The organism is Streptosporangium nanhuense, assembly GCF_059358815.1.
Genome location: NZ_JCADBG010000008.1, coordinates 155,739 through 179,335, shown reverse-complemented (window position 1 = coordinate 179,335; position 23,597 = coordinate 155,739). Strand labels below are relative to the sequence as shown.

Annotated in this window: 19 protein-coding genes; 10 read left to right on the top strand and 9 right to left on the bottom strand. The window is 71.4% G+C overall.

Features of this window, described 5'->3' with window-relative positions; genetic code table 11:
* Nucleotides 1–27 precede the first annotated feature (27 nt).
* From ilvC to AC5L38_RS17655, 8 genes are all read right to left on the bottom strand, one after another.
* The gene (ilvC, locus tag AC5L38_RS17690) at nt 28–1,008 is read right to left on the bottom strand and encodes a ketol-acid reductoisomerase (protein ID WP_362845669.1); all 981 of its coding nucleotides are present in this window, start codon (nt 1,006–1,008) and stop codon (nt 28–30) included.
* A gap of 39 nt (nt 1,009–1,047) precedes the next feature.
* A complete protein-coding gene (gene ilvN / locus AC5L38_RS17685) occupies nt 1,048–1,572 on the bottom strand; it encodes an acetolactate synthase small subunit (RefSeq protein WP_495243895.1) in 525 nt (174 codons plus the stop codon).
* 2 nt (nt 1,573–1,574) lie between these two features.
* Complete coding sequence (locus tag AC5L38_RS17680; RefSeq protein ID WP_495243894.1) at nt 1,575–3,347, bottom strand: acetolactate synthase large subunit; 1,773 nt, start codon at nt 3,345–3,347, stop codon at nt 1,575–1,577.
* 191 nt (nt 3,348–3,538) lie between these two features.
* Complete coding sequence (locus AC5L38_RS17675; protein WP_495243893.1) at nt 3,539–6,205, bottom strand: putative bifunctional diguanylate cyclase/phosphodiesterase; 2,667 nt, start codon at nt 6,203–6,205, stop codon at nt 3,539–3,541.
* Between the two features lie 281 nt (nt 6,206–6,486).
* Nucleotides 6,487–7,395, bottom strand: a complete 909-nt coding sequence (locus tag AC5L38_RS17670; protein ID WP_495243892.1) for a 2-hydroxyacid dehydrogenase — start codon at nt 7,393–7,395, stop codon at nt 6,487–6,489.
* Nucleotides 7,396–7,564: 169 nt separating this feature from the next.
* Complete coding sequence (locus AC5L38_RS17665) at nt 7,565–9,346, bottom strand: VanW family protein (protein ID WP_495243891.1); 1,782 nt, start codon at nt 9,344–9,346, stop codon at nt 7,565–7,567.
* Nucleotides 9,347–9,781: 435 nt separating this feature from the next.
* Nucleotides 9,782–10,477, bottom strand: a complete 696-nt coding sequence (locus tag AC5L38_RS17660) for a response regulator (RefSeq protein WP_495243890.1) — start codon at nt 10,475–10,477, stop codon at nt 9,782–9,784.
* On the bottom strand, nt 10,474–12,102 hold the full coding sequence (locus AC5L38_RS17655; RefSeq protein WP_495243889.1) for an ATP-binding protein: 1,629 nt from the start codon (nt 12,100–12,102) through the stop codon (nt 10,474–10,476). Before AC5L38_RS17655 ends, AC5L38_RS17660 begins: the two co-directional genes overlap by 4 nt.
* Nucleotides 12,103–12,275: 173 nt before the next feature.
* Between AC5L38_RS17655 and AC5L38_RS17650 the strand changes: the two genes are divergently transcribed.
* The 3 genes from AC5L38_RS17650 to AC5L38_RS17640 are packed head-to-tail and all read left to right on the top strand — an operon-like array spanning nt 12,276 to nt 15,424.
* Nucleotides 12,276–13,241 (top strand): tripartite tricarboxylate transporter substrate binding protein, encoded by a 966-nt coding sequence (locus AC5L38_RS17650; protein ID WP_495243888.1) that lies wholly within the window; start codon nt 12,276–12,278, stop codon nt 13,239–13,241.
* Complete coding sequence (locus AC5L38_RS17645; protein WP_495243887.1) at nt 13,241–13,927, top strand: tripartite tricarboxylate transporter TctB family protein; 687 nt, start codon at nt 13,241–13,243, stop codon at nt 13,925–13,927. Before AC5L38_RS17650 ends, AC5L38_RS17645 begins: the two co-directional genes overlap by 1 nt.
* On the top strand, nt 13,928–15,424 hold the full coding sequence (locus tag AC5L38_RS17640) for a tripartite tricarboxylate transporter permease (RefSeq protein WP_495243886.1): 1,497 nt from the start codon (nt 13,928–13,930) through the stop codon (nt 15,422–15,424). It abuts the gene before it with no gap.
* A 287-nt stretch (nt 15,425–15,711) separates the two neighbouring features.
* Here the strand turns inward: AC5L38_RS17640 and AC5L38_RS17635 are convergent, their stop codons facing one another.
* Nucleotides 15,712–16,089, bottom strand: coding sequence for an SH3 domain-containing protein (locus AC5L38_RS17635; protein ID WP_495243885.1), 378 nt, complete (start codon nt 16,087–16,089; stop codon nt 15,712–15,714).
* A gap of 447 nt (nt 16,090–16,536) precedes the next feature.
* Between AC5L38_RS17635 and AC5L38_RS17630 the strand changes: the two genes are divergently transcribed.
* The 7 genes from AC5L38_RS17630 to AC5L38_RS17600 all read left to right on the top strand — a co-directional run bounded on the left by AC5L38_RS17630 (nt 16,537) and on the right by AC5L38_RS17600 (nt 23,462).
* Entirely contained in the window at nt 16,537–17,262 is a 726-nt protein-coding gene (locus AC5L38_RS17630) for an alpha/beta hydrolase (protein ID WP_495243884.1), read from the top strand.
* Between the two features lie 97 nt (nt 17,263–17,359).
* A complete protein-coding gene (locus tag AC5L38_RS17625; protein WP_495243883.1) occupies nt 17,360–18,004 on the top strand; it encodes a TetR/AcrR family transcriptional regulator in 645 nt (214 codons plus the stop codon).
* 314 nt (nt 18,005–18,318) lie between these two features.
* Nucleotides 18,319–18,456, top strand: a complete 138-nt coding sequence (locus AC5L38_RS17620; protein WP_495243882.1) for a putative ATP-grasp target RiPP — start codon at nt 18,319–18,321, stop codon at nt 18,454–18,456.
* 314 nt (nt 18,457–18,770) lie between these two features.
* Nucleotides 18,771–19,781, top strand: coding sequence for an MvdC/MvdD family ATP grasp protein (locus AC5L38_RS17615; protein WP_495243881.1), 1,011 nt, complete (start codon nt 18,771–18,773; stop codon nt 19,779–19,781).
* Nucleotides 19,778–20,890, top strand: coding sequence for a TIGR04500 family putative peptide maturation system protein (locus AC5L38_RS17610; RefSeq protein ID WP_495243880.1), 1,113 nt, complete (start codon nt 19,778–19,780; stop codon nt 20,888–20,890). Before AC5L38_RS17615 ends, AC5L38_RS17610 begins: the two co-directional genes overlap by 4 nt.
* Before the next feature lie 290 nt (nt 20,891–21,180).
* Nucleotides 21,181–21,327, top strand: coding sequence for a hypothetical protein (locus tag AC5L38_RS17605; protein WP_495243879.1), 147 nt, complete (start codon nt 21,181–21,183; stop codon nt 21,325–21,327).
* Nucleotides 21,324–23,462, top strand: coding sequence for a peptidase domain-containing ABC transporter (locus AC5L38_RS17600; RefSeq protein ID WP_495243878.1), 2,139 nt, complete (start codon nt 21,324–21,326; stop codon nt 23,460–23,462). The genes AC5L38_RS17605 and AC5L38_RS17600 overlap by 4 nt, the downstream gene beginning before the upstream one ends.
* Nucleotides 23,463–23,597: the final 135 nt, after the last annotated feature.

Sequence of the window (23,597 nt, the reverse complement as noted above, 5' to 3'; positions counted from 1 at the left end):
GGCCCGAACGCCGCGAACCGGGCGCCGCTACTTGAGCCAGCTCATCATCGGGCGGAGCTTGGCACCGGTCTTCTCGATCGGGTGCTCGGCGATCTCCTCGCGGTAGGCGGTGAACTTCTTCTGGCCGCCGTCGAACTCGTCCACCAGCTCCTTGGCGAACTCGCCGGACTGGATCTCGGCGAGGATGCGCTGCATCTCCTTCTTCGTCTCCGGCGTCACGATGCGCGGGCCGCGGGAGTAGCCGCCGTACTCGGCGGTGTCGGAGACCGACCAGTACATCTTCGAGATGCCGCCCTCGTACATCAGGTCGACGATCAGCTTCATCTCGTGCAGGCACTCGAAGTAGGCGACCTCGGGCTGGTAGCCCGCCTCGATCAGCGTCTCGAAACCGACCTTGATCAGCTCGGACACGCCGCCGCACAGCACGGCCTGCTCGCCGAACAGGTCGGTCTCGGTCTCCTCCTTGAAGGTCGTCTTCAGCGCCCCGGCGCGGGTGCCGCCGATGCCCTTGGCGTACGACAGCGCGAGCTCCAGGGCGTTTCCGCTGGCGTCCTTCTCCACCGCGACGAGACACGGCACGCCGCGGCCCGCCGTGTACTGGCGGCGCACGAGGTGACCGGGGCCCTTGGGGGCGACCATGGCCACGTCCACGCCCTCGGGCGCCTCGATGAGGCCGTAGCGGATGTTGAGGCCGTGCCCGAAGAAGAGCGCGTCGCCCTCGACGAGGTTCGGGGCCACGTGGTCGGCGTACAGGTGGCGCTGGATGTGGTCCGGCGCGAGGATCATGGTCAGGTCGGCCTCTTCGACGGCCTCCGAGGGCGTGAGCACGCGCAGGCCGTCGGCCTCCGCCTTCTCCCGGCTCTTGGACCCCTCGGGCAGGCCGACCCTGACGTCCACGCCGGAGTCACGCAGCGAGAGCGCGTGGGCGTGGCCCTGGCTGCCGTATCCCAGAACGGCGACGTGCCGGCCCTGGATGATCGACAGGTCGGCCTGGTCGTCGTAGAAGATCTCAGTCACTTGCTTAACCTTTCGGGTTTCTCGTACGCGTTACGCGGTCCGGTCCAGGGCCCGGAGAGAACGGTCGGTGATGGAACGGGCGCCGCGGCCGATGGCCACCATGCCCGACTGGACAAGCTCCTTGATGCCGAACGGCTCCAGGACCTTGATGAACGCGTGCAGCTTGTCCGGCGTGCCGGTGACCTCGATGGTCACCGCGTCCGAGGAGACGTCGACGCAGCGCGCCCGGAACAGGTTGACCAGCTCCAGCACGCTGGAGCGGTTCTCCGCGTCGGCCCGCACCTTGATCAGCGTGAGCTCGCGCTGCACCGACTGCGCCGGGTCGAGCTCCACGATCTTCAGCACGTTGACGAGCTTGTTGAGCTGCTTGGTGACCTGCTCCAGCGGCAGGTCGGCGACGTTGACCACGATGGTCATCCTGGAGATGTCCGCGTGCTCGGTCGGCCCCACCGCCAGCGAGTCGATGTTGAACCCTCTGCGGCTGAACAGCGCCGCGACGCGCGCGAGCACGCCCGGCTTGTTCTCCACCAGCACGGAGAGCGTGTGCCTGCTCATGCCTAGTCCTCGCTGTCCCAGACGGGCGCCATGTCGCGCGCGAACTTGATCTCGTCGTTGCTGGTCCCGGCCGCGACCATCGGCCACACCATGGCGTCCTGGTGCACCACGAAGTCGACGACCACAGGCACGTCGTTGATCTCCATGGCCTTCTTGATCGTCGCGTCCACGTCCTCCGGACGCTCACACCGCAGCCCCACGCAACCGTACGCCTCGGCGAGCTTGACGAAGTCGGGAATCCGGCGGACCGTCTGCAGGTCGGTGTTGGAGTAACGCTGGTTGTAGAACAGCGTCTGCCACTGCCTGACCATGCCCAGGTTACCGTTGTTGATGACCGCGACCTTGATCGGCACACCCTCGATCGTGCAGGTGGCGAGCTCCTGGTTGGTCATCTGGAAGCAGCCGTCGCCGTCGATGGCCCACACCGTGGTGTCCGGACGGCCCATCTTGGCCCCCATCGCCGCCGGGACGGCGAAGCCCATCGTGCCCGCGCCCCCGGAGTTGATGAACCTGCCGGGGTTCTCGTAGCCGATGAACTGCGCGGCCCACATCTGGTGCTGGCCGACGCCCGCGGTGTAGATCGCGTCCGAGCCGACCAGCGCGCCCAGCCGCTCCATGACGTACTGCGGGGCGAGGGAGCCGTCCTCGAACTCGGTGTAGCCGAGCGGGTAGGTCGCCTTGTAGGCGTTGAGCGCCGTCCACCATTCGGTGTAGTCGCCCTTGCGCTCCTCGTTGCGCACCACGTTGATCAGGTCGGAGAGGACCTCCTTGCAGTCACCCACGATCGGGACGTCCGCGTGCCGGTTCTTGGAGATCTCCGCCGGGTCGATGTCGGCGTGGACGACCTTCGCGTGCGGCGCGAAGGTGGACAGCTGGCCGGTGACGCGGTCGTCGAAGCGGACGCCGAGACCGATGATCAGGTCGGATCTCTGCAGCGCGCCGACCGCCGACACCGAGCCGTGCATGCCGGGCATGCCCATGTGCTGCGGGTGGCTGTCGGGGAAGGTGCCCCGCGCCATCAGGGTGGTGACCACCGGGATGCCGGTCAGCTCGGCGAACTCCAGCAGCTGCGCCGACGCCCCCGCCCGGTGCACGCCGCCTCCCACGTAGAGCACGGGCCGCCTGGCCTCGACGATCAGCTTCGCCGCCTCACGGATCTGCTTGGAGTGCGGCCGGGTCACCGGGCGGTAGCCGGGCAGCTGCATGACGACCGGCCACTGGAAGGTCATCTTCGACTGGAGCGCGTCCTTGGCGATGTCGACCAGCACCGGCCCCGGACGTCCGGTCGAGGCGATGTGGAACGCCTCAACGATCGTCCTGGGGATGTCGTCCGGGTCGGTGACCAGGAAGTTGTGCTTCGTGATCGGCATGGTGATGCCGGAGATGTCGGCTTCCTGGAAGGCGTCCGTGCCGATGGCGTTGCTGGCCACCTGGCCGGTGATCGCGACCATCGGGACCGAGTCCATGTACGCGTCGGCGATCGGGGTGACCAGGTTGGTCGCGCCGGGACCGCTGGTCGCCATGCAGACCCCGACCTTCCCGGTGGCCTGCGCGTATCCCTGCGCCGCATGCCCCGCGCCCTGCTCGTGCCGTACGAGCACGTGCCGGACCTTGGTCGAGTCGTAGAGAGGATCGTAGGCGGGGAGAATCGCGCCGCCCGGGATCCCGAACACAGTGTCGACCCCGACGTGCTCCAGCGCCCTCACCAGGGCCTGGGCTCCTGTCATCTGTTCGGTCATCGGCTCGTTCCTTGTGGCTGAGCATGCTGATGGCATAAAAAATGCCCCATTCCGCCTGGACGGCGGAGCTGGGGCGGCGCGCAGGTCGTAGTGCTTCGGCTATCGGCCCGCGCGCCGGCGAAGTACTACGAGAATCCCACGGTGAAGCTGCATGGCTCCACCATGGCCGACGGGGTACCCCCGCGTCAAATTCATGGGACACATATCTCAGAGTCCGAGATGCGAGATCACGCGGGAGTGCCGAGACTGGAGAGGCTGGTGCGCATCAGCGAGTCGACGCCGCGCGCGGCCATCGGGCGCGCCACCAGGAAACCCTGGCCCCGGGTGCAGCCCATCTCGCGCAGCAGCTCCAGCTGCTCGGGCCGCTCGATGCCCTCGGCGACCACGATCAGCCCCAGGTCGTGACCGAGCCGCACGATCGTGCGGGTCAGCAGGGTCAGCGTCTCGTCGCGGCCGAGCCCGGACACGAAGGACGGGTCGATCTTGATCATGTCTACCGGGAGCTGCCGCAGGAACGCCAGCGAGGCGTAGCCGGTGCCGAAGTCGTCGATGGCCAGCCGGACCCCGAGGGCACGCAGCTCGGAGAGGCGGGTGATGATCTCCTCCGCGTCCTCGACCAGCATCTCCTCGATGACCTCCAGGGTCAGCGCGCTGGGCGGCAGGCCGCTCTCGACCAGGACCGCCCCGACGGTCTCCACGAAGCGCGGCGCCATGATCTGCCGGGCCGACAGGTTGAGCGAGAGCCCGATGTCCCAGGCGGAGGCGCGCCAGGCGGCCACCTCCCGGCAGGACTCGCGCAGGATCCACTCGCTCAGCGGGACGATCAGGCCGGTGTCCTCGGCCGGGCCGAGGAACTGCTCCGGCGGGACGAACTCGCCTCCCCTGCACCAGCGCACCAGCGCCTCGACGGCGGTGACGCGCGAGGTGGCCAGGTCGACCACCGGCTGGTACTCGATCGCGAACTGGTTCTCCAGCAGGGCCCGCTGCAGGTCGGCGGCGAGCTCCAGGCGGCGTACCACGTCGGCGTGCATGTGCGCGGCGAACACCTCGACCCTGCGCCCGCCCAGCTCCTTGGCCCTGGCCATCGCCACGTCGGCGTTGCGGATCAGGTCGGCGGAGGAGACGTCGTCGGCGGCGAAGGCCACCCCGACGCTCGCGGTCAGCGCGATGTCGCGGTCGGCCACCCGGAACGGCTCGGACGAGACCGTGCGGACCAGCCGCTCGGCCAGGTCGACCGCCGTCTGGGCGTCGACCGGCGCCTCCAGCAGCACCGCGAACTCGTCGCCGCCCCAGCGCGCCAGGGTGTCGTCGGCCCGTACGGCGGCGCGCAGCCTGCGGGCCGCCTGGCCGAGCAGGTAGTCGCCGCTGGCGTGACCCACCGAGTCGTTCACCGCGGTGAAGCCGTCGAGGTCCAGGAAGACCACCGCGACGTTGCTCGCGCCCGGACGGGCCAGCACCTCGCGGGTGCGCTCCTCGAAGTAGGCCCGGTTGGGCAGGCCGGTGATGCCGTCGTGGAAGGTGAGGTGGGCGACCTGGCTGCGCAGGGCCTCCTGGTCGCTGATGTCGCGGGTGGTGACGAGCAGCAGGTCCTCGCCGCGCACGTGCCGGGTGGCCACCGACTCGGCCGGTCGCCAGGTCCCGTCGGAGGCCCGGACCCGGCAGGCGACCATGCACGCCCCCGGCCCCTCCTCGGCCTCCTCCTCCAGGCTCATCGCGCTCAGCGCCGCCTGGATTCCCGGCACGTCCTCGGGGTGGATGTAGTCGAAGATCCTCCCGCCGACCAGGTCTTCGGCCCGGTAGCCGTAGGTGATCTCGACGCCCTCGCCGATCTGCCGCACCACGCCGTCGTAGTCGCACAGCAGGACCACGTCGCCGGCGCTCTCGGCGAGGTCGTGCAGCTGCCGCTCGCCGAGATGGAGCAGGCTCCGCAGCCGCCCGGTCTCCAGCAGCGTCACGAACAGGCGTACCAGCAGGACGGCGACGATCGACGCGCACACCGAGGCCAGGACCGCCGGCGGCCCCTGCACCCCGCCGCTGATCACGCGCAGGAGCACCACGACGGTGGCCACGGCGACGAGGAACAGCGGCACGGCCGCGATCAGCGACGACGTGCTCTCGCGGACGGCCGGCTCGTCGTCGTCGGCGGCGGGCTTGAGCGGCCGGGTCGCGGGCCCGCTCCACGGGACCGCGGCGAGCACGAGGAACGCGGCGGGGGCGAGCCACACCCAGGTCAGGGATGGCGTGTCGCCGCCCACCCGGGCCAGCGCGGTGATCGTCTCGGAGGTCGCGACGGCACCGAGCACGGCCAGCGCGGCCAGGCCGACCGGCCAGGCCGACCGCCGGATCGGCACCACCGCGGGGCCCACGACGCAGGCGAGGATCAGGCAGAACAGGGGCGAGGCGAAGCTGACCGCGGCGTCGCCCGCGTCGCCGGCGTCGCCGTAGACCGGGCCCACCAGCGACACCCAGAGGATCACCATGATGGCGGCGGCGCACACGTAGGAGTCGGCGAGGTCGCGCAGCAGGGCGCGCCCGCGCGCGGGCCTCGCCGCCGACAGCGCGGTGCCGACCGCGATCATGGCCGTACCTGCCAGGAGCACCAGGTCGGCGAAGGTCACCACGAAGGGCGCGCCGTCCGCGATCGGCCGTACCCCCACCCCGGCCAGCCAGGTGACCGAGCCTCCGGCCAGCCAGCGCCAGGCCAGCGCCCTGCGCCGGTCGGTCGTCCTGGAGGCGGCGGCGAACAGCGAGCCCGCGGCGGCCGTGGCGGTGACGACGCCGGCCACCGCCTCGACGACCACGGCGGGAGCGCCGCTGACCAGGGCGGCAACGAGCCCCACCACGCCGACGGCGGCGGCGGTCAGCGGTACCCGGGGGTCACGCCAGCGGATCAATGTCGTCTGCCCATCAGTGTCGTTTGGTGTGTCTCGTCGATGTGTTTCGCTTTCGCAGCATCCCTTGCTCGCTGCACTCGCGCTGCCCGCGCGAGCACGTCGTCCTTCGTCCTCGGCGCTCGCACCGGCACAGGGCCAGTGTGTGCCGTCCGGTCCGCGCGAGGGGTGACAACGCCGCAGTCGTCACCGATCTGATAACCGCGCGGTCCGCGGAGATCACTTATTACCGACGGTACGCACCGCAGGTCACGAGGTAGCCACGGTCCGGATTCCTTTGCCGGTCAGTAGGAACCCGTGATCACATTTTTGAGCGGTTCGCCCGCGAGGTAGCGCAGCAACTGGGAGCGGAGCAGCTTCAGCGTGCGACGTACCGAGGCCGGATTGCTGCCCGCGACGTGCGGGGTCACGAGGACTCCCGGCGCCGTCCACAGCGGGTGGTCGCCGGGCAGGGGTTCGGGGGCGGTGACGTCGAGCGCGGCGAGGATCCTGCCCTTGCGCAGCTCGGCGACGAGGGCGTCCGTGTCGACCACCGTGCCCCTGGCCGCGTTCACCAGCAGGGCGCCGTCCTTCATCGCGGCCAGGAACCCGGCGTCCACCATGCCGGTGGTCTCGGGCGTCGAGGGGACGAGCAGCACCACCACGTCCGCCTCGGGCAGCAGGGCGGGCAGCTCGTCCAGGCCGTGCACGCCGGGCCTGGCGGTCCTGGCCACCCGGACGACGTCGACCTCGAAACCGTCGAGCCGCCGCTCCAGCGCCTCGCCGATCGAGCCGTAGCCGACGACCAGGACCGTGGAGTCGGCCAGCACACCGGTGTGGTGGTAGGTCCACTCGCCCCGGAGCTGCGCGCGGACGAAACCGGGGAACTCCCGGAGCACGGAGATCATCGCGCCCACCACCCACTCGGCGGTGCCCGCGTCGTGCACGCCCCTGGCGTTGCACAGCGTCACCCCTTCCCGCAGGTGCGGCCGGTAGGCGTCGACACCCGCCGTGACGGTCTGCAACAGCCGCAGGCCGGTCATCCGGGCGAGCAGCCCGGGGAGGTCGGCCACCGGCATCAGAGGCGGGATCCAGACCTCGGCCTCCTCCGCCCCCTCGGGCACCGGCTCCGTGCCGTCGTAGACGACGCACTCCACCTCCGGGAGGTCGCACAGGACGTCGGCCGCGGCTTTGGAGGGGACCCAGATCTTCATGGACGCATTATCCAGCCGCGCCGCCCATGACGCCGCCGCTCCGGCCGCGCCGGAATTGCCGGAAAAGCCGGGAACACCGGACCCTGGCCCCGGGGTGCCGCCGGCCGCGGAGGGAAAGGGTCGTGCGGGACAGGGCCGTGCGGAGAGGACGCGGCCCTGTTGTCCGGGGTTACTCGGGCACGCACTTCAGGTCGAGCTCGGGACGGTAGACCGTCGTCTTCTTGACGCGCTTGATCTCCTTGCCGTCCTGCTTGAAGACGCGCCAGACGTCGATCGTGAAGCCGTTCTGGCCGACCATCTCGATGCAGTCGGGACCGCTGTCGGTGTCGCTCTCGAACGGGGTGACGTTGTATCTCTCGGACGAGATCGACTCGATCTCGTAGCGCTTGGTGCTCCAGAAGCCGACGGTGACCCCGCTGTCGTTGAAGGAGGTCTTCACCAGCACCCCGTACGGCGAGTCGTTCTTCCAGCGGAAGTCGGGCTCGGGCCAGGAGACCGTGGACTCGCGCCCGGCCGGGTAGCGGGAGATGTAGAACTCGTGCGCCACGTGCTGGACGTCCTCGAGGCCGCCGAAGAACACCGCGTTGTACATGGTGGTGACGAACTGGGAGATGCCGCCGCCGACCGAGTCGACCAGCCTGCCGCCCTGGATCATGGGGGCGGGGACGAAGCCGCGGGCCGTGTCGCGCTGGCCGATGACGCCGTTGAGCGAGAAGGTCTCGCCCGGCTTCACCAGGTAGCCGTCCAGGAGCTTGGCGATCGTCCTGATGTTGGTGACCCGGGACGGGCAGCACTCGTAGGGCGTGGTGAACTGGCTGATGCGCTCCTTGATGCCGAGCTTGCGCGCCTCGGCGTCGGACATCCGCGGCTTGACCGTGGCCAGGAGCACCGGGATCGTCCGGTCGCCGTCGCCCTTGATCATCTCGGCCATGTCCGAGGCGAGCCGCTCGTCGTCGATGCCCTTGCCCTTGCGGCCGGGCACCAGCTTCGGCTTGCCCCCGACGATCTGGAACGTGGGGTCGCGCGGGGCCAGGACCGGGTCGACGAGGTCCCCCTCCACCGAGGCGACGGCGCTCCTGGCGTCGAACTCCGGGCTCATGCCGCCGGCGCCGTCCGGCTTGAAGGACAGGTGGGCGGCGAGGGTCTCCACCGGCAGCTGGACCCGCTTGCCGGCGAAGGTCAGGGTGACCGGCCCGGACAGGGCCCTGGCCGCTCCGGCCGCGGCCCTCTTGACCGCCTCCTGACCGGCCATCGGCTTGATCACCGAGACGGGGAGGCGGACCTCCTTCGACGGGCCGAGGAAGGCGTCCGTGATCGCGGTGACCGCGGCCTCCCGCTCCAGCTCCCTGCCGTCGCGGGGCATCACGACGACGGGCTTGACGCCCTCGAACGTGACCGAGCCCTCGCGCACCTTGAGGTCGATCTTCTTGGCCAGGCTCGCGACCGCGGTCCGCATGCTCTCGGCGTCGGCGGAGACCTGGGGCTCCAGCTCGGTGGTGCCGGTGAAGGCCCGCCAGACCTGGGAGGGGCTGGGGAAGTCGCTGGGCGCCCGGTTGATGGTGGCGACCACGTCGAACTCGAGCCCCGACTTGACGGGGTTGAACGGGTAGCGCTTGCCCGCCGCCAGGAGGGTCATCTCCCCGGAGGCCTCGCCCGTCAGGCGGTCCCTGAGCTTGTCGGCGGCCTCGGTGGCGGTCAGGCCGCCGATGTCGACGCCCCGCACGGTGGTGCCCGGCAGCATCCTGCCGGACATGATGACCGCGGGCACCGCGTAGGCGAGCCCGACGACGAACAGCACGGCGAAGACGATCAGGAAGAGCCTGCGGGCCCCGCGGCGGCGCGGGGGCGGCTCCTCGTAGCGGAGCCCGTCGGGCTGCGGGAACCCTCCGTCGCCACCGGGGACGAGCGAGGGCTCGTCGCGGTGGGAGGGGCGCTCCGGCGGGAGGGCCATCTGCCAGGGCTGCGGGGGCCGGGGGGCGGGCGGGAGCGTCGTGCCGCGGGGCGGCGCGGGGGGACCGCCGGGACCGGGATGGCCGCCGAGTCCGGGGGGACCGCCGAAACCGGGGGCTCCCGCGGCACCGGTGGGGCCGAAGATGTCGGGCGAGACGCCCGGCGGAAGCCCTGAGCCGCCCTGGGGGTGGGCGGCCTGAGGGGCGGTCTGGGGACGGGGGGCCTGAGCCTGCGGGCCGGCGGGAGGGAATCGCGGGTCGCGGGCGCCCGGCGGGACGGGGCCCGAGGGAAGCGGCACTGCCTCAAAGGGGTCCGGCGGCGGGTTCACAGGCGCTCCGGCGTTCCGCACGGCCTCCGTATCCTCCTGCTTCGCAACTTCCACCTCCGGCAACCTTAAACCACATTGGTCAACCGCCGTCCCAAAAGGAGTAACAAATCAGCCCGTCCAGCGGTAGCGGTGTTCCGGCCTTCCCGCGGTGCCGTACTTCGGGCGGAGCTCCGCCTGGCCCGCCGCGCACAGGTGTTCCAGGTACCGGCGGGCGCTGACCCTGGAGAGGCCGGTGAGCGTCGCCGCCTCGGCCGCCGACAGGTCGCCGCCGCTCTCCCTGAGGGCCGCGGCGACCAGGGAGCACGTGGTGCCGGACAGCCCCTTGGGCAGCGGCGGCGGGACCCCCCTGACCGCGCCGAAGAGCCGGTCGATCTCGTCCTGGCGGGCCTCCTCCCCGAGGGTGGCGAGCTGCCTGCGGATCTCGGCGTACTGTTCGAGGCGCTCGGCCAGGGCGCGGGCGGTGAAGGGTTTGATCAGGTAGTTGACCGCGCCGCCGCGCATCGCCGCCCGGACGGTGGCCACGTCCCGCGCGGCGGTGATAACCAGGATGTCCACCGGATGCACGGCCTCCCTGAGCTTCGCGAGGACGTCGAGTCCTGACATGTCCGGCAGGTAGATGTCGAGCAGCACCAGGTCGGGCCTGCGCGTCGCGGCCGACGCGATCGCGGCGCCCCCGGTGTGGACGACGTCGGCGACCGTGAAGCCGGGCATCCTGGCGACGTAGCCGCCGTGGATCCTGGCCACCATGAAGTCGTCGTCCACGACCAGGACACGGATCTCCCCCGCGTGCCCGTTCCCGGTCACCTCGGCACCCTCCGTTCCGCGGATTCCCCGGCGGAGGGGGACGGCACGGGCTCTCTGGTGGGCAGGAGGGCGGTGAAGACCGCTCCGCCCGCGTTGTGCACCCGCACCCAGCCGCCCCGGCGCGAGCACGCCTGGCGGGTCAGGGCCAGGCCCAGGCCGCGCGGCCCCGCGTGGGCGGCCTTGGTGGTGAAGCCCTCCCTGAACACCTCGTGGACCAGGCTCGGGGTGATTCCCGGGCCGGAGTCGCCGACCCGGACGCGCAGGCCGTCCGCCTCGGTGCGGACCGAGACCTCCACCGTCCCGCCGGTCTCCTGCAGCGCGTCGAGGGCGTTGGCGACCAGGTTGCCGACCACCAGGACGGCGTCGTGCGGGTCGCCGAGCATGCCCGCCTCCACCCGGGAGTCGTCGGACAGCACCAGGGTGGCGCCCCGCTCGGCCGCCTCGGCCGACTTGGCCAGCAGCAGCGCGGCCAGCGTCGGGTCGGCGACCTTCTCCCTGATGCCCGAGGCGTGCCTGCTGTAGGCCTCGGTGGTCTGGGTGATGTAGCTGACGGCCGTCTCGTGCTCGCCGAGCTCCAGCAGGCCGACCACGGTGTGCATCCGGTTGGCGAACTCGTGGGCCTGCGCGCGCAGCGCGCCGGTCGTGGTGCTGGCCTGGTCGAGCTCGCGCGCCAGCCGCACCAGCTCGGTGCGGTCCCGCAGGGTGACCACCCAGCCGCTCTGCCGCTCCCGTACGGCCACCGGGGTCCGGTTGAGCACCAGCACCCGGTCGCGGTGGAGCACCACCCGGTCGTCGCCGGAGTCCACGCCGTCCAGCACGTCCCGCATCCGGTCGGACAGGGGCATCTCCCGCAGGCTGCGGCCGACGTCGTACTGGGAGAGGCCGAGCAGGTCGCGTGCCGCGTCGTTGACCAGCGTCACCCGTCCCTGGAGGTCGAGGGCGAGCACGCCCTCCTTGACGCCGTGCAGCACGCCCTCGCGCTGTTCGAGCAGGGCCGCGATCTCACCCGGTTCCAGGCCGAACGTCTGGCGTCGTACCCGCCGGGCGATCAGCGCGGCGGCGGCCGACCCGGCGACGAGGACCGCGAGGACCGTCCACAGCAGCGGCGGGAGCGCCTCGCCGAGCTGGTCGGCGACGGTCCCCTCCAGGATCCCGACCGAGGCCAGGCCGATGACCTGCCCCGAGGAGTCGAAGATCGGGGCCTTGCCGCGTACCGAGCGGCCGAGGGTGCCCGTCTGGATGCCGGTCCAGTGCCGCCCGTTCGTCATGACCTCGGAGCCGTCGGTGGACAGCCTCTTGCCGATCAGGGCCGCGTTGGGGTGGGCGTAGCGGATCTGGTCGCGGTTCGCGATCACCACGTAGTCGGCGCCGGTGGCCGCCTGCACCCCGAGCGCGATCGGCTGCAGGCTCAGCTCGGGCCGGGGCAGGCCGAACGCCTCACGCACCTGGGGAAGGCCGGCCACCGACTCGGCGATCGCCAGGGCGCGCTGCTGGTACTGGCGGTCCAGCAGGACGCGCGTGTGCTCCATCCAGACGCCCGCCGTACCGCCCACCGCGAGGAACACGATCACGGTCTGCAACACGAAAAGCTGGGTACCGAGCGAGGCGTTGATTAAGCGTCGCACGAGTCAACTCCCTGGTCAGGGCCTCGATGAAAGCAGTTCGAGATAACGGCGAGGTCGCGAGGAGGTGTGACCAATATGACCGATACGACGGCAAACACGCAAAGGATCGACAGGGTGGCCTCCTGAAGTCACCATCCTCACCACGCTTTGTTTACGTTTGTTTGGAGCAGACCATGCGTCTTCGGAGACTGGCCGCCCTCGCGGCGCTGTCCCTCGCCGCCCTCACCGCCTGCGGTTCCGATGGCGGCTCGGGTACGAGCGCGCTGAGAATCATGGCGCCGGCCTCGCCGGGAGGCGGCTGGGACCAGACCTCCCGCGTCGCCGGGGAGGCGCTCAAGGCCGCCGACCCGTCCCGCAAGATCGAGGTCTACAACGTGCCCGGCGCGGGCGGCACCATCGGCCTGGCCCAGCTCGCGGGTGAGAAGGGCAACGGCGACCTGCTGATGACCATGGGCCTGGTCATGGTCGGCGCGGTCGAGCAGAACAAGTCGAAGGTCACGCTGGCCGACACCACGCCGATCGCGAAGCTCACCGAGGAGTACGAGATCGTCGTGGTTCCCGCCACGTCGCCGTACAAGACGCTGGCCGACCTGGTGACGGCGTGGAAGACCGACCCGACGAAGATCGCCATCGCGGGCGGCTCCGCCGGGGGCACCGACCACATCGTGGCGGGCCTGATGGCCAAGGCGGCGGGCATCGACCCCAAGCAGGTCAACTACATCGCCCACTCCGGCGGCGGCGAGGCGCTCAACGCGCTGCTCGGCGGGAAGGTCGCGATGGGCATCTCCGGCATCGGCGAGTTCGCCGAGCACGTGAAGTCCGGCAAGCTGCGCGCCCTGGGCGTCAGCTCTCCCGAGCGGCTCGGCAACGTGGACGCCCCGACCATCAAGGAGGCGGGCCTGGACGTGGAGCTGGCCAACTGGCGCGGCTTCGTCGCGCCCGGCGGGCTGGACGACGCGGCGAAGCAGAAGCTCACCGACCTGGTCACCAAGATGCACGACTCCCCGGCGTGGAAGGACGCGGTGATCAAGAACGGCTGGACCGACGTCTTCCAGACCGGGCAGCCGTTCGCCGACTTCCTCGCGACGGAGCAGACCAAGGTCAAGGCCGTCATCGCGGAGATGGGCCTCGTCTCCTGATGTCTCCCGCAGAAGACCCTTCCGGTCCCACCGGTAGCGGTCCCACCGGGGCCGGTGCCGGCGCCGGCGACCGTCGTACCGGATCCGGCCCCGAACCCGGCTCCGGTCGCGAGGCCGGTCCCCGGGCCGAGGCCGGCCCCCTCCCGGCTTCCGGCGGCGACGGGGACCCGCGTCCCGGTACGGCGCCCGAGGGCGAGGCCGGGTGGTCGTGGCGGCGGCCCGAGCTGGGGCTGGCGGTGCTGGTCCTCGCGCTGGGGGCGTTCGTGATCGTCGGCACCGCCGACGTGACCGCCGCGGGCTCCGCCCTCGGTCTCGGGCCCCGGTTCTTCCCGGCCCTGGTCGGTGGGGCGATGCTGCTGATCGGGCTGTTCTACGTGGTCGACGTGCTCAGGGGTGGCCGCGGCGACCCCGAGGACGCCGAGGACATCGACTCCGGCGCGCGGGCCGACTGGCGGACGGTCGCGCTGGTCAGCGTGATCTTCCTCGCCTTCGCCGGGCTGCTCGACCTGCTCGGCTGGGTCATCGCGGGCGCGCTGCTCTTCTTCGGCCTGTCCGTGACGCTCGGGGCGGCCCACCGGCTGCGCGCGGGCGTCATCGCGATCGTGCTGTCCACCCTCACCTACCTGGTGTTCGTCAGGGGCCTCGGCGTGACGCTGCCGGCCGGGCTGCTGTCCGGGGTGATCTGAGTGGACTCCTTCCAGCTGTTGATGGACGGCTTCGCGACCGCCCTCACCCCGGTCAACCTGCTCTACGCGCTGGCGGGCGTCACGCTGGGCACGCTGGTGGGCGTGCTGCCCGGCATCGGCCCGGCCATGACCGTCGCGCTGCTGCTGCCGATCACGTTCACCGTCCCCCCGGCGAGCGCGTTCATCATGTTCGCGGGCATCTACTACGGCGGCATGTACGGCGGGTCGACCACCTCGATCCTGCTCAACACGCCGGGCGAGAGCTCATCGATGATCACCGCCCTCGAGGGCAACAAGATGGCCAAACGCGGCCGGGCGGCCCAGGCGCTGGCGACGGCCGCGATCGGCTCGTTCGTCGCGGGCACCATCGCCACCGCGCTGCTGGTCGTCGCGGCGCCCCTGGTGGTGGACTTCGCGATCTCCTTCGGCCCCGAGGACTACTTCGCGCTGGCCGTCCTGGCCTTCACCGCGGTGTCGTCGGTGCTGTCCCGCTCCGTCGTACGGGGGCTGGCCTCACTGAGCCTCGGCCTGGTCATCGGGCTCGTCGGCATCGACCAGCAGACCGGGCAGGCCAGGCTGACCCTGGGCATCCCGCAGCTGCTCGACGGCATCGACGTGGTGATCGTCGCGGTCGGGCTGTTCGCCCTGGGCGAGGTGCTCTACGTCGCCTCGCGGCTGCGGCACGGCCGGCCCGAGGTGGTCCCGGTCGGCCGGGCGTTCCTCGGCCGTTCCGACTGGTCGCGCTCCTGGCGGCCGTGGCTGCGCGGCACCGCGCTCGGCTTCCCGTTCGGCGCGCTGCCCGGCGGCGGCGCGGAGATCCCGACGTTCCTGTCGTACTCGATCGAGAAGCGCCTGGCGCGCGGGGTCGCCCGCGAGGAGTACGGCAAGGGCGCCATCGAGGGGGTCGCCGGTCCCGAGGCCGCCAACAACGCCTCGGCGGCGGGCACGCTCGTCCCGCTGCTCACGCTGGGCCTGCCCACCTCGGCGACGGCCGCGATCCTGCTGGCGGCCTTCCAGCAGTACGGGCTGCAGCCGGGCCCGCAGCTGTTCGACCACAACCCGGCGCTGGTCTGGGGCATGATCGCCTCGCTGTTCGTGGGCAACACCATGTTGCTGGTTCTCAACCTGCCGCTGGCCCCGCTCTGGGCACGGGTGCTGCGCATCCCCCGGCCGTACCTCTACTCGGGGATCGTGCTGTTCGCGGCGCTCGGCGTCTACGCGCTGAACTCCTCCTGGGTGGAGCTGGTCATCCTCTACATCCTGGGGCTGCTCGGTTTCGCGATGCGCCGCTTCGGCCTGCCGGTGGCCCCGGCGGTGATCGGCCTGATCCTGGGCCCGATGGCCGAGATCCAGCTCCGCCGGGCCCTGGCCATCGGCGCGGGCGACGTGACGGTGCTGGTCAGGAGCCCGATCGCGGCGACGCTGCTGGTCGTCTCGCTCCTGGCGCTGTGCACGCCCCTCATCAGGAAGGTGGCCGCCCGCCGTCGCGGCGCCTGAACGGAACCCGCCGCGCCCGGACGCGGCGACACGCGGGCACGGACCTTCGTCCGTGCCCGTTTCCGTTTCCGTTCCGCTCGCCGCTCCTCCGCCCGTTCCCCCGCTCCCCCGTGCGGGCGCGCGCCTCGGTCTCACGGCGGGGTCTCATGACGTACGTGGCCTCGCGACCCACCTCGCGACCTGGCCTCACGACCTGGCCTCACGACCTGCCTCGTGACCTGCCTCGCAACGGGGAACGGCCGCCCGGCCGTGGGGAGCCGGGCGGCCGGGCTCATCCCGGGAAGGGGCTACTCCCGCAGGGTGTCGACGGCGGGGCCGGTGAACTTCTGGCCGTCCTCCCTGGCCAGGTAGGTGCACGAGACCCATCCCGTGGTGCCGGAGGGCAGCCCCGAGGCCGACCTGGCGCCCAGCCGGAACCTGCACCAGCCGCCCGTCGTGCTGAGGATCTGCCCGTAGTCGCCGTAGTAGAGGTAGCCGATGACCGTCGATCCTCCGGCACTCGACCGCAGGCGCACCCCGTCGGCGACGACCACCGCGTCCACGCCGGGAGCCGCCAGGACGACGGAGGCCCCGTTCACGGGAGTCGCCTGGGCGGGAACGGCCGCGACGGCCATTCCCGCGGCGGCCGTCAACGTCACGGCGGCGAATGTCAGGAGCCTTTTCATTGAACGCTCTTCCGATCGTGAGGTCAGGTCATGTCGGAGTGAAAGCTGAGACTGCAGTGATTACTGTGCAAGTTGGTATGAATTTCGTCAATACCTATTTAATTCCAGAAATGTGAATTACCACATCAAAAAGGACCCTCCGATCACCGGAACGCACGCGACCGAAAGGAGCTTCGCCCCCGCCCCTCGAACCGGGGCCACGACGTCCCCGAGGACCCCGCGCCACGCCCCTCACCAGGCCGTCCCGTCTCGGGCGGACATCGCGACGCGACCATACAAGCTGTCTATACATAGTGTATGGTCTGCATGTACGACACCGCCGGCCAGGACCGCCTCCGGCGCGCACGAACTCCGCGCGGGGCGGTCACGGGTCGTGGCCCGCCGTACCGCCGAGCGCGCGGGGCGGCCACGTTCTCTTCGGCGTGGACCACCGAACAGGGAGATCTCTTGCGGGAAATCGCGAACCGCGCCACGTTCCTTCTCGTGCACGGGGGCCATCACGGACCGTGGAGCTGGGAAAGGCTGCAGAACGTGCTCGACGAAAGGGGCTGGGCGAGCCGCACGGTGAGTCTGCCCAGCGCCGTCGGGGACGAGCCCGGCGCCGAACCGCTCCCCGGCATGTACGACGACGCCGCGGTCATTCGGAAAGCCCTCGACGACATCACCGGACCGGTGATCGTGGTGGCCCATTCGTACGGCGGGGTACCGGCCACCGAGGCCGTCGCCGGGGCGGCCGGTGTCGCGCACATCGTCTACGTGGCCGCTTACATGCCGGACGTCGGTGAAGGCATGTTCCAAACGCACGGGATCCCCGTTCCGGATTCCCTCGCCGGGCTGCGGCCCGCGGAGAATCCCGACCTCAACCTGCCCGCCGCCTTCTACGACGGCGACGCGACGAATCCGGAGACCGCCGAGGCGATTTCCCGCCTGGTTCCGCAGACCGTGCGTGCCGACTTCGAGGTGGTGACACAGGCCGGCTGGCGCACGACGCCCAACAGCTATGTCATTCCGGACGGAGACGTCTCCATTACCGGAAGCATCGCGGAGCGAATGGCCGCGCGCGCGGAAACCGTCTACCGCTGCCCGGGACACCACGCGCCGTTCCATTCGAATCCCGAGGAGTTCGCGGACATCCTCATGGACGTCGCCGCGCGGTCGTCCACGGCCGGGTAGGGCCTCCGCGCGCGACCGTCCGGCACGGGCGCCGGGGCGGCTCCGCAGGTGGTGGAGCCTGCCGGGACGCGCCCCGGACCGGCCCTAGTATGTGGCCATGACCTCTGTGACCCGCAGGCGCAAGGACGGTGCCGAGGGGCCGGCCCCCGCCGAGGCGCAACTCCTGGCCGCGGTCGAGCGGCTCCTCAAAAGGGGTGAGGTCTTCACGGAGATCAGCGTGCGGCAGATCCTCGAGGAGGCGGGCCTGTCCCGCGCCACCTTCTACGCGCACTTCCGTGACAAGTCCCAGCTGCTCATCCGGCTTTCCGACACCCTGAGAAGCAGGCTGGTGGAAATGGCCGGGAAATGGGATCCGAGCGCCGGGGAGGACGGCGCGGCCAGATACGCGGAATTCTTCATGGAGGTCATCGCGATCCATCGGGAGAACTTCGCGATACTGTCCGCGATGAGGGAGCTGGCCTCCTACGACCCGGCCGTACGAGACTTCTACACCGCCGATCTCGAGGAATTCGACGAGGCCGTTCACAAAACGCTCGTCGACGAGCAGGCATCGGGCTCGACGCCCTCCGACCTGGACGCCACGGCGGCGAGCCGGGTGATCGTCTGGGGCGGCGCGCAGGCGATCGCCCGGCACATCGGCGTGGACGACGGAAGCGGCGACGCGGTCTTCGCGCGCGAGCTCGGCAAGATCTGGTGGTACGGCGCCTACCGCCGTCCCGGCGAGCGGCCCGCCCCCGACTGACCGCCGGCGCTCCGCCCCGCGATCGCGTCCGCCCGCCCGCCCTCGTACGACCACGGCGCCCTCACTCGGCCCACGACGCCCTCGTACGACCACGGCGCCCCCACGCGACACGACGCCCTCGCACGACACGGCACCCTCGCGCGGCCACCGCGCCCGATCCCGCGCGTCCCAAGCGGGGCGCAAGTGGTCCACAAGTGATCGTTCCTAGATTCCTCCGTACAGCCGGGGACCGAACGCGGGAACCCGGCGCCCGGCTCTCGGCACCGAGGCCGGAGGACCAGCGGGTCGCTACGACGCGACCGAGAGGAATGATCATGTCGAGGATCACGATTGACGACCTGCCCTTCGAGGGCGCAGAGCTGGCCGAGGCCGAGCTGGGCCAGGTCTCCGGCGGCAGGTGGTCGGTCAGCGCCTGGAAGAAGGACCTGCCGTGCGAGTGGTGGCAGTACTAGCCAACGCGTACGACCACCCCACCTCACACCGCCGGCCGGGACGATCGCGCCGAGGATCACGATCGACGACCCGCCCTTCGAGGGCGCGGAGCCGGCCGAGGCCGAGCCGGGTCTCCGGCGGGATGCCCGGGTGGGTGCTGACCTACGGCCCCCGGGGCCGTGTGCGCGAGTCCGCCTGATCGGGCGGATCCACCGGCACCGGGAACCCGCCCGCGGTGAGACGGGCCGGGCCTTCCGCGGACGGCACATCGGATGAACACGGCACGGCGGAACGGAGGACCCGTTCCGCCGTGCCTTCGAGACGGGACCGGACAGTGATTCTGATCATCAGCAGGCGGGGGGACGGGGCGGTCGAGCGGGTCATGACCGCGCTCCGGCGGCGCGGCGCCCGCCCGGTGGGTCCGGACACCGCCGCGAACGCCCCAGGGACCCCGGTGCTGTGGTGGGACACCGGCGACTTCCCGGGCCGCAGCCGGATCACCGCCTCGTTCTCCGGCGGGGAGCGACGGCTGCTGCTGGACACCGGCGCCGAGACGATCGACCTGTCCCGCGTCACCGCGGTCTGGCGCAGCCGGCCGAGCGCGCCCCGCGCGGCCGGCACCGTGACCGAGCCGAGTCACCGCGCGCACGTCGACCAGCAGGCGGAGTTCATGCTGGACGGGGTGTGGAGCCTGCTGCCCGCGCGCTGGCTGCCCGGACGCCGGGCGGACGAGCGCCGCGCGCACAACAAGATCTTCCACATGGCCAGGGCGATCGAGCTGGGCTTCTCCGTACCCGACACGGTCTACACCAACGACCCCGCGCAGCTGGCGGGCGCGTACGAATCGGCGGAGCGGCTGGTCGCCAAGCAGATCACCGCCGAGCCCTTCCAGGTCGACGGCGCCGAGCACCGCGCGTTCACCACCGTGGTCACCCGCCGCCACCTGGCCTCCCGGCACCGGGTGCAGCACGAGCCGGTGATCCTGCAGCCCTACGTTCCCAAGGCGGTCGAGCTGCGGGTGATCGTCGTGGGAGAGCGGGTGTTCGCCGCGGAGATCGACGCGTCGGCCTCCCGCGCGGCCAGGGACGACTGGCGGCACTACGACAACGACCGCGTCAGGTACGGCGTGCACGAGCTGCCCGCCGAGGTGGCGTCGCGCTGCGCCCGGCTGGTCGCCGATGTCGGCCTGACCTACGCGGCACTGGACTTCATCGTCACCCCCGGCGGCGAGTACGTCTTCCTGGAGCTGAACTCCAACGGCGCGTGGGGGTTCGTCGAACTGTGGACCGGGCTGCCCGTCAGCGACGCGATCGCGGACTGGCTCATGAACGGAGGAACACCGTGACCGATTTCGCGAAGGCCCTGCAGTCGGGGGTCTCCCTGCTGCGTACGCTGCCCCGCCGGGGCGCGGGTGTCGCCGAAGCCCGCCGCGCGACCGGCGAGTGGGCGGCACGGTATCCGGAGGTGCGGGCACAGCTCGTCGTCGACCGGCGTCCCGGAACCCCGGTGGTCGACTACGACCTGCTCCTCGACCACCCCGACGGCGGCACGGTCGCGCTGACCGCCGCCCCCGAGGACGGGGTGCCCTGGCTGATCGACCACTCGACGCACTGGGCGGCCGGGTACCTGGTCAGCGTCAACGAGGTCGACGTGACGGTCCCCCAGGCACTGACCATGCTGCGCTCGCTCTCCCGGCGGGACGCGTCGCCGTACCAGGAGATCGTCGACCAGTGCCTGCTCGTCGAGGCCGCCGGGGACGCCGGAGACACCACCGAGACCGCACCGCTCACCGCCGCCGACCTCCAGGCCACGGCCGACGAGTTCCGCAGGGGCCGTGGGCTGCACGACCGCGCGTCGACCCTGGCCTGGATGACCGAGGCGGGCATGTCGGGCGAGCGGTTCGAGGCGTACATCACCGAGATCGCCCGCCGCCGCCGGTTCCGGCAGGACAAGGAGGCGGAGCTGGCCCCGGGCCACCTGGCCGCGAACCCCGGCGACTTCGCCCGGGTCGGGGCCGTGTGGGTCACCGGCGACGAGAAGGTGACCGCCGCCACCACGACCGGCCTCCTCACCGTCCTCACCTCCCTCGGAGAGACGATCACCTCACCCGGGGAGACGGCGGTGACCTCACCCGGGGAAGCGGTAGTGGCCTCGTACAGGGAAGCGACGGTGACCTCGCCCGGGGAGACGGCGGTCACCTCGCTCACGGAGACGGCGGTGACCTTCGCGACCCGCTGGGAGGCGGAGCTGCCGGAGGCACTGCGCGGTGCCGAGCCCGGCCGGGTCGTCGGCCCGGTGGAGCTGCCCGACGGCGGCTTCCTGACCGGCGCCGTCCTCTCCAGGAGCCCGGCCACCGGCGACGCGGAGACACTGGCCGCCGCCGGACGGGCCGCGTTCACCGGCTGGCTGGCGGAGCGCCGCGCCGCGGCCACGGTCGAGTGGCACTGGTCGTGATCGATCCGGACCGCACCCAGGCCGTCCCCGCGCCTGGCCGACACAGGGTCAAGCACTGGGAGGACGCCGAGGGGTACCGCGCGCGCCCCCCTTACTCACCTCCCACCTCCGAGCACTCACCTCCCGCGTCCGCGCCGCGGTCCCCGGCGGCGGCGACCGCCACCGAACCCCGAACGCAGTCCCCCGCGACCCCTCCCGCCACTCCGCCGCGGCCCGGCCCTCCCTCCGCTTCCGGGGACGATCCTCCCTCGGGGGGCGGCCAGGGGCGGCTCGTCTACCGGGAGGAGGCGATGCGCCGGCACGTCGAGGCCCGCGGCGCCGCCCGGATGCCGCTGGTGATCAGCGGCCCGTCGTTCCTGCTGCTGTGGATCGCGGTGGCCGCCGTCCTGGCGGCCGGTGCCGCGCTCGTCACCCTCGTGCTGGGAGCGGGCGGATGAGGAGTCGCGTACCGGTCCTGACGCAGAACACCGCCACCGAGTGCGGCGCGGCGTGCCTGGCCATGGTGCTCTGCCACCACGGCCACCGCACCACGCTGCACCAGGTGTCCGAACGGCTCCAGGTCGGCAGGGACGGGCTGAGCGCCAAGGCCATCGTGGAGGGCGCCCGTGAGCACGGCCTGAAGGCGCGCGCCTTCTCCCTCGCGCCCGAGGACCTGGCGCGCGTACCGCTCCCCGCGGTCGCGCACTGGGAGTTCAACCACTTCGTGGTGGTCGAGCGCTGGTCCCCCGACCGGGTGGACCTCGTCGACCCCGGCCGGGGCCGCCGCCGCCTGACGCCGGAGGAGTTCAGCGCCGGGTTCACCGGTGTGCTGCTGGTCTTCGAGCCCGGCGAGGGGTTCCACCGCGGCACGTCCTCGATGGCGAGCGCCTGGCGCCGCGAGTTCGTCCGTACCCTGTTCCGGCGCCGCCGCGGCCTGCTCGCGCAGGTCATCGCGGCCTCGCTGCTGCTGCAGCTGCTGGGGCTGGCGCTGCCCCTCCTCTCCCAGCTGCTGATCGACAAGGTCATCCCGTCGCGGGGAGCGGACCTGCTGCCCCTGCTGGGCGGAGCCGTGCTGCTGGCCGGGGTGGCCCAGTTCGTGATCGGCTACCTGCGGGCGGCGCTGCTGGTGGCCGTACGGGCCCGTGCCGACCAGGAGCTCACCGAGGGGGTGATCGGCCATCTGGTGGCGCTGCCGTACCGGTACTTCGCGCAGCGCGGCAAGGGCGACCTGCTCACCCGGGCCGCCAGCGTCTCCACGCTGCGCGACATCCTCACCGGACAGATCGTGGCGGCGCTGCTGGACGGCCCGCTGGCCGTCGGCTACCTCGTGCTCGTGTACGTCTGGGATCCCGTCTTCGGGCTGGCGCTGACCGGGGTGGTCGCCGCCCAGGGGCTTCTGGTCCTGGCCACCACCCGCCGGATCAACCTCCTCACCCAGCAGGAGCTCACCGCCTTCTCCGCGTCGCAGAGCAGCCTCATCCAGGCGATCACCGGCATCGAGACGCTGAAGGCGTCCGGGTCCGAGAACCGGGCGGTGGAGCAGTGGTCGGCGCACTTCAGCCGTCAGCTCAACGCCGACGTGCGCAGCGGCCTCACCCAGGGCCTGGTGGAGGCCGCGCTGTCCGCGATCCGGGTGGTCGCCCCGCTCGGCCTGCTGTGGCTCGGCACGTGGCGGGTCCTCGACGGGGAGCTGACCGTGGGCGCGCTGATCGCGCTCAACGCCATCGCGCTCGGCGCCCTGACCCCGCTGGGCTCGCTCATGACCGGCCTGCAGAGCCTGCAGCAGGCGGGCGCGCACTTCGACCGCCTGTCCGACATCCTGGCCTCGGAGCCCGAGCCCAGCGACGGCATCGAGGTGCTGCGGCTGCGCGGCGCGGTGGAGCTGCGCGGCGTGAGCTTCCGGCACGACCCCCGTGGCCCGTGGGTGGTGCGGGACGTCTCGGTCTCCATCCGCCCGGGGCAGAAGGTCGCCCTGGTGGGCGCCTCGGGGTCGGGCAAGAGCACGCTGGCCAGGCTGCTGCTCACCCTGCACACCCCGGTGGAGGGCGAGATCCTCTACGACGGCGTCCCGGCCTCCGAGCTCAACCTGCGCACCCTGCGCCGCCAGTTCGGCGTGGTCGGCCAGGACTCCTCCCTGTTCAGCGGCTCGATCCGGGAGAACATCGCGCTGAACTCCCCCGACGCGCCCCTGGAGCGGGTGGTCGCCGCGGCCCAGGTGGCGGCGCTGCACGAGGAGATCATGGCCATGCCGATGGGGTACGAGACGATGCTGACCGACGGCGGCGGCCTCTCCGGCGGCCAGCGCCAGCGGCTCTCCCTGGCCCGCGCCCTCCTGCCGCGGCCGAAGATCCTGCTGCTCGACGAGGCCACCAGCAGCCTGGACAGCGCCACCGAGGCGACCATCGAGTCCAACCTGTTCTGGCTCACCCAGACCCGGATCGTGATCGCCCACCGGCTGAGCACGATCCGGGACGCCGACCTGATCCTGGTGGTCGACTCCGGCCGCGTCGTGGAACGCGGCACCCACGACGAGCTGATGGCCGCCGGCGGCAAATACGCGAACCTCGTCGCCGCCCAGGCCACTCCCGCCTGATCCCATTCTCATATGATGATAAATCACCACAAAATTTCTTAGATAACTCGATTGAATGACAGGCGCTTACTAACCTGCCGTCAAGTTCCCGATCACACGGCATTCACAAAAAGGCCGGAGAAATCGCGGATCGCG

What these genes read in the sequence shown, in the direction of transcription:
- AC5L38_RS17605 (WP_495243879.1), top strand. Translation starts at nt 21,181, where the DNA reads ATGCGCCGGCACGTCGAGGCCCGCGGCGCCGCCCGGATGCCGCTGGTG.
- AC5L38_RS17670 (WP_495243892.1), bottom strand. Translation starts at nt 7,395, where the DNA reads ATGAAGATCTGGGTCCCCTCCAAAGCCGCGGCCGACGTCCTGTGCGAC.
- AC5L38_RS17665 (WP_495243891.1), bottom strand. Translation starts at nt 9,346, where the DNA reads ATGGCCCTCCCGCCGGAGCGCCCCTCCCACCGCGACGAGCCCTCGCTC.
- AC5L38_RS17650 (WP_495243888.1), top strand. Translation starts at nt 12,276, where the DNA reads ATGCGTCTTCGGAGACTGGCCGCCCTCGCGGCGCTGTCCCTCGCCGCC.
- ilvN (WP_495243895.1), bottom strand. Translation starts at nt 1,572, where the DNA reads ATGAGCAGGCACACGCTCTCCGTGCTGGTGGAGAACAAGCCGGGCGTG.
- AC5L38_RS17680 (WP_495243894.1), bottom strand. Translation starts at nt 3,347, where the DNA reads ATGCCATCAGCATGCTCAGCCACAAGGAACGAGCCGATGACCGAACAG.
- AC5L38_RS17620 (WP_495243882.1), top strand. Translation starts at nt 18,319, where the DNA reads ATGTCGAGGATCACGATTGACGACCTGCCCTTCGAGGGCGCAGAGCTG.
- AC5L38_RS17645 (WP_495243887.1), top strand. Translation starts at nt 13,241, where the DNA reads ATGTCTCCCGCAGAAGACCCTTCCGGTCCCACCGGTAGCGGTCCCACC.
- AC5L38_RS17600 (WP_495243878.1), top strand. Translation starts at nt 21,324, where the DNA reads ATGAGGAGTCGCGTACCGGTCCTGACGCAGAACACCGCCACCGAGTGC.
- AC5L38_RS17635 (WP_495243885.1), bottom strand. Translation starts at nt 16,089, where the DNA reads ATGAAAAGGCTCCTGACATTCGCCGCCGTGACGTTGACGGCCGCCGCG.
- AC5L38_RS17625 (WP_495243883.1), top strand. Translation starts at nt 17,360, where the DNA reads ATGACCTCTGTGACCCGCAGGCGCAAGGACGGTGCCGAGGGGCCGGCC.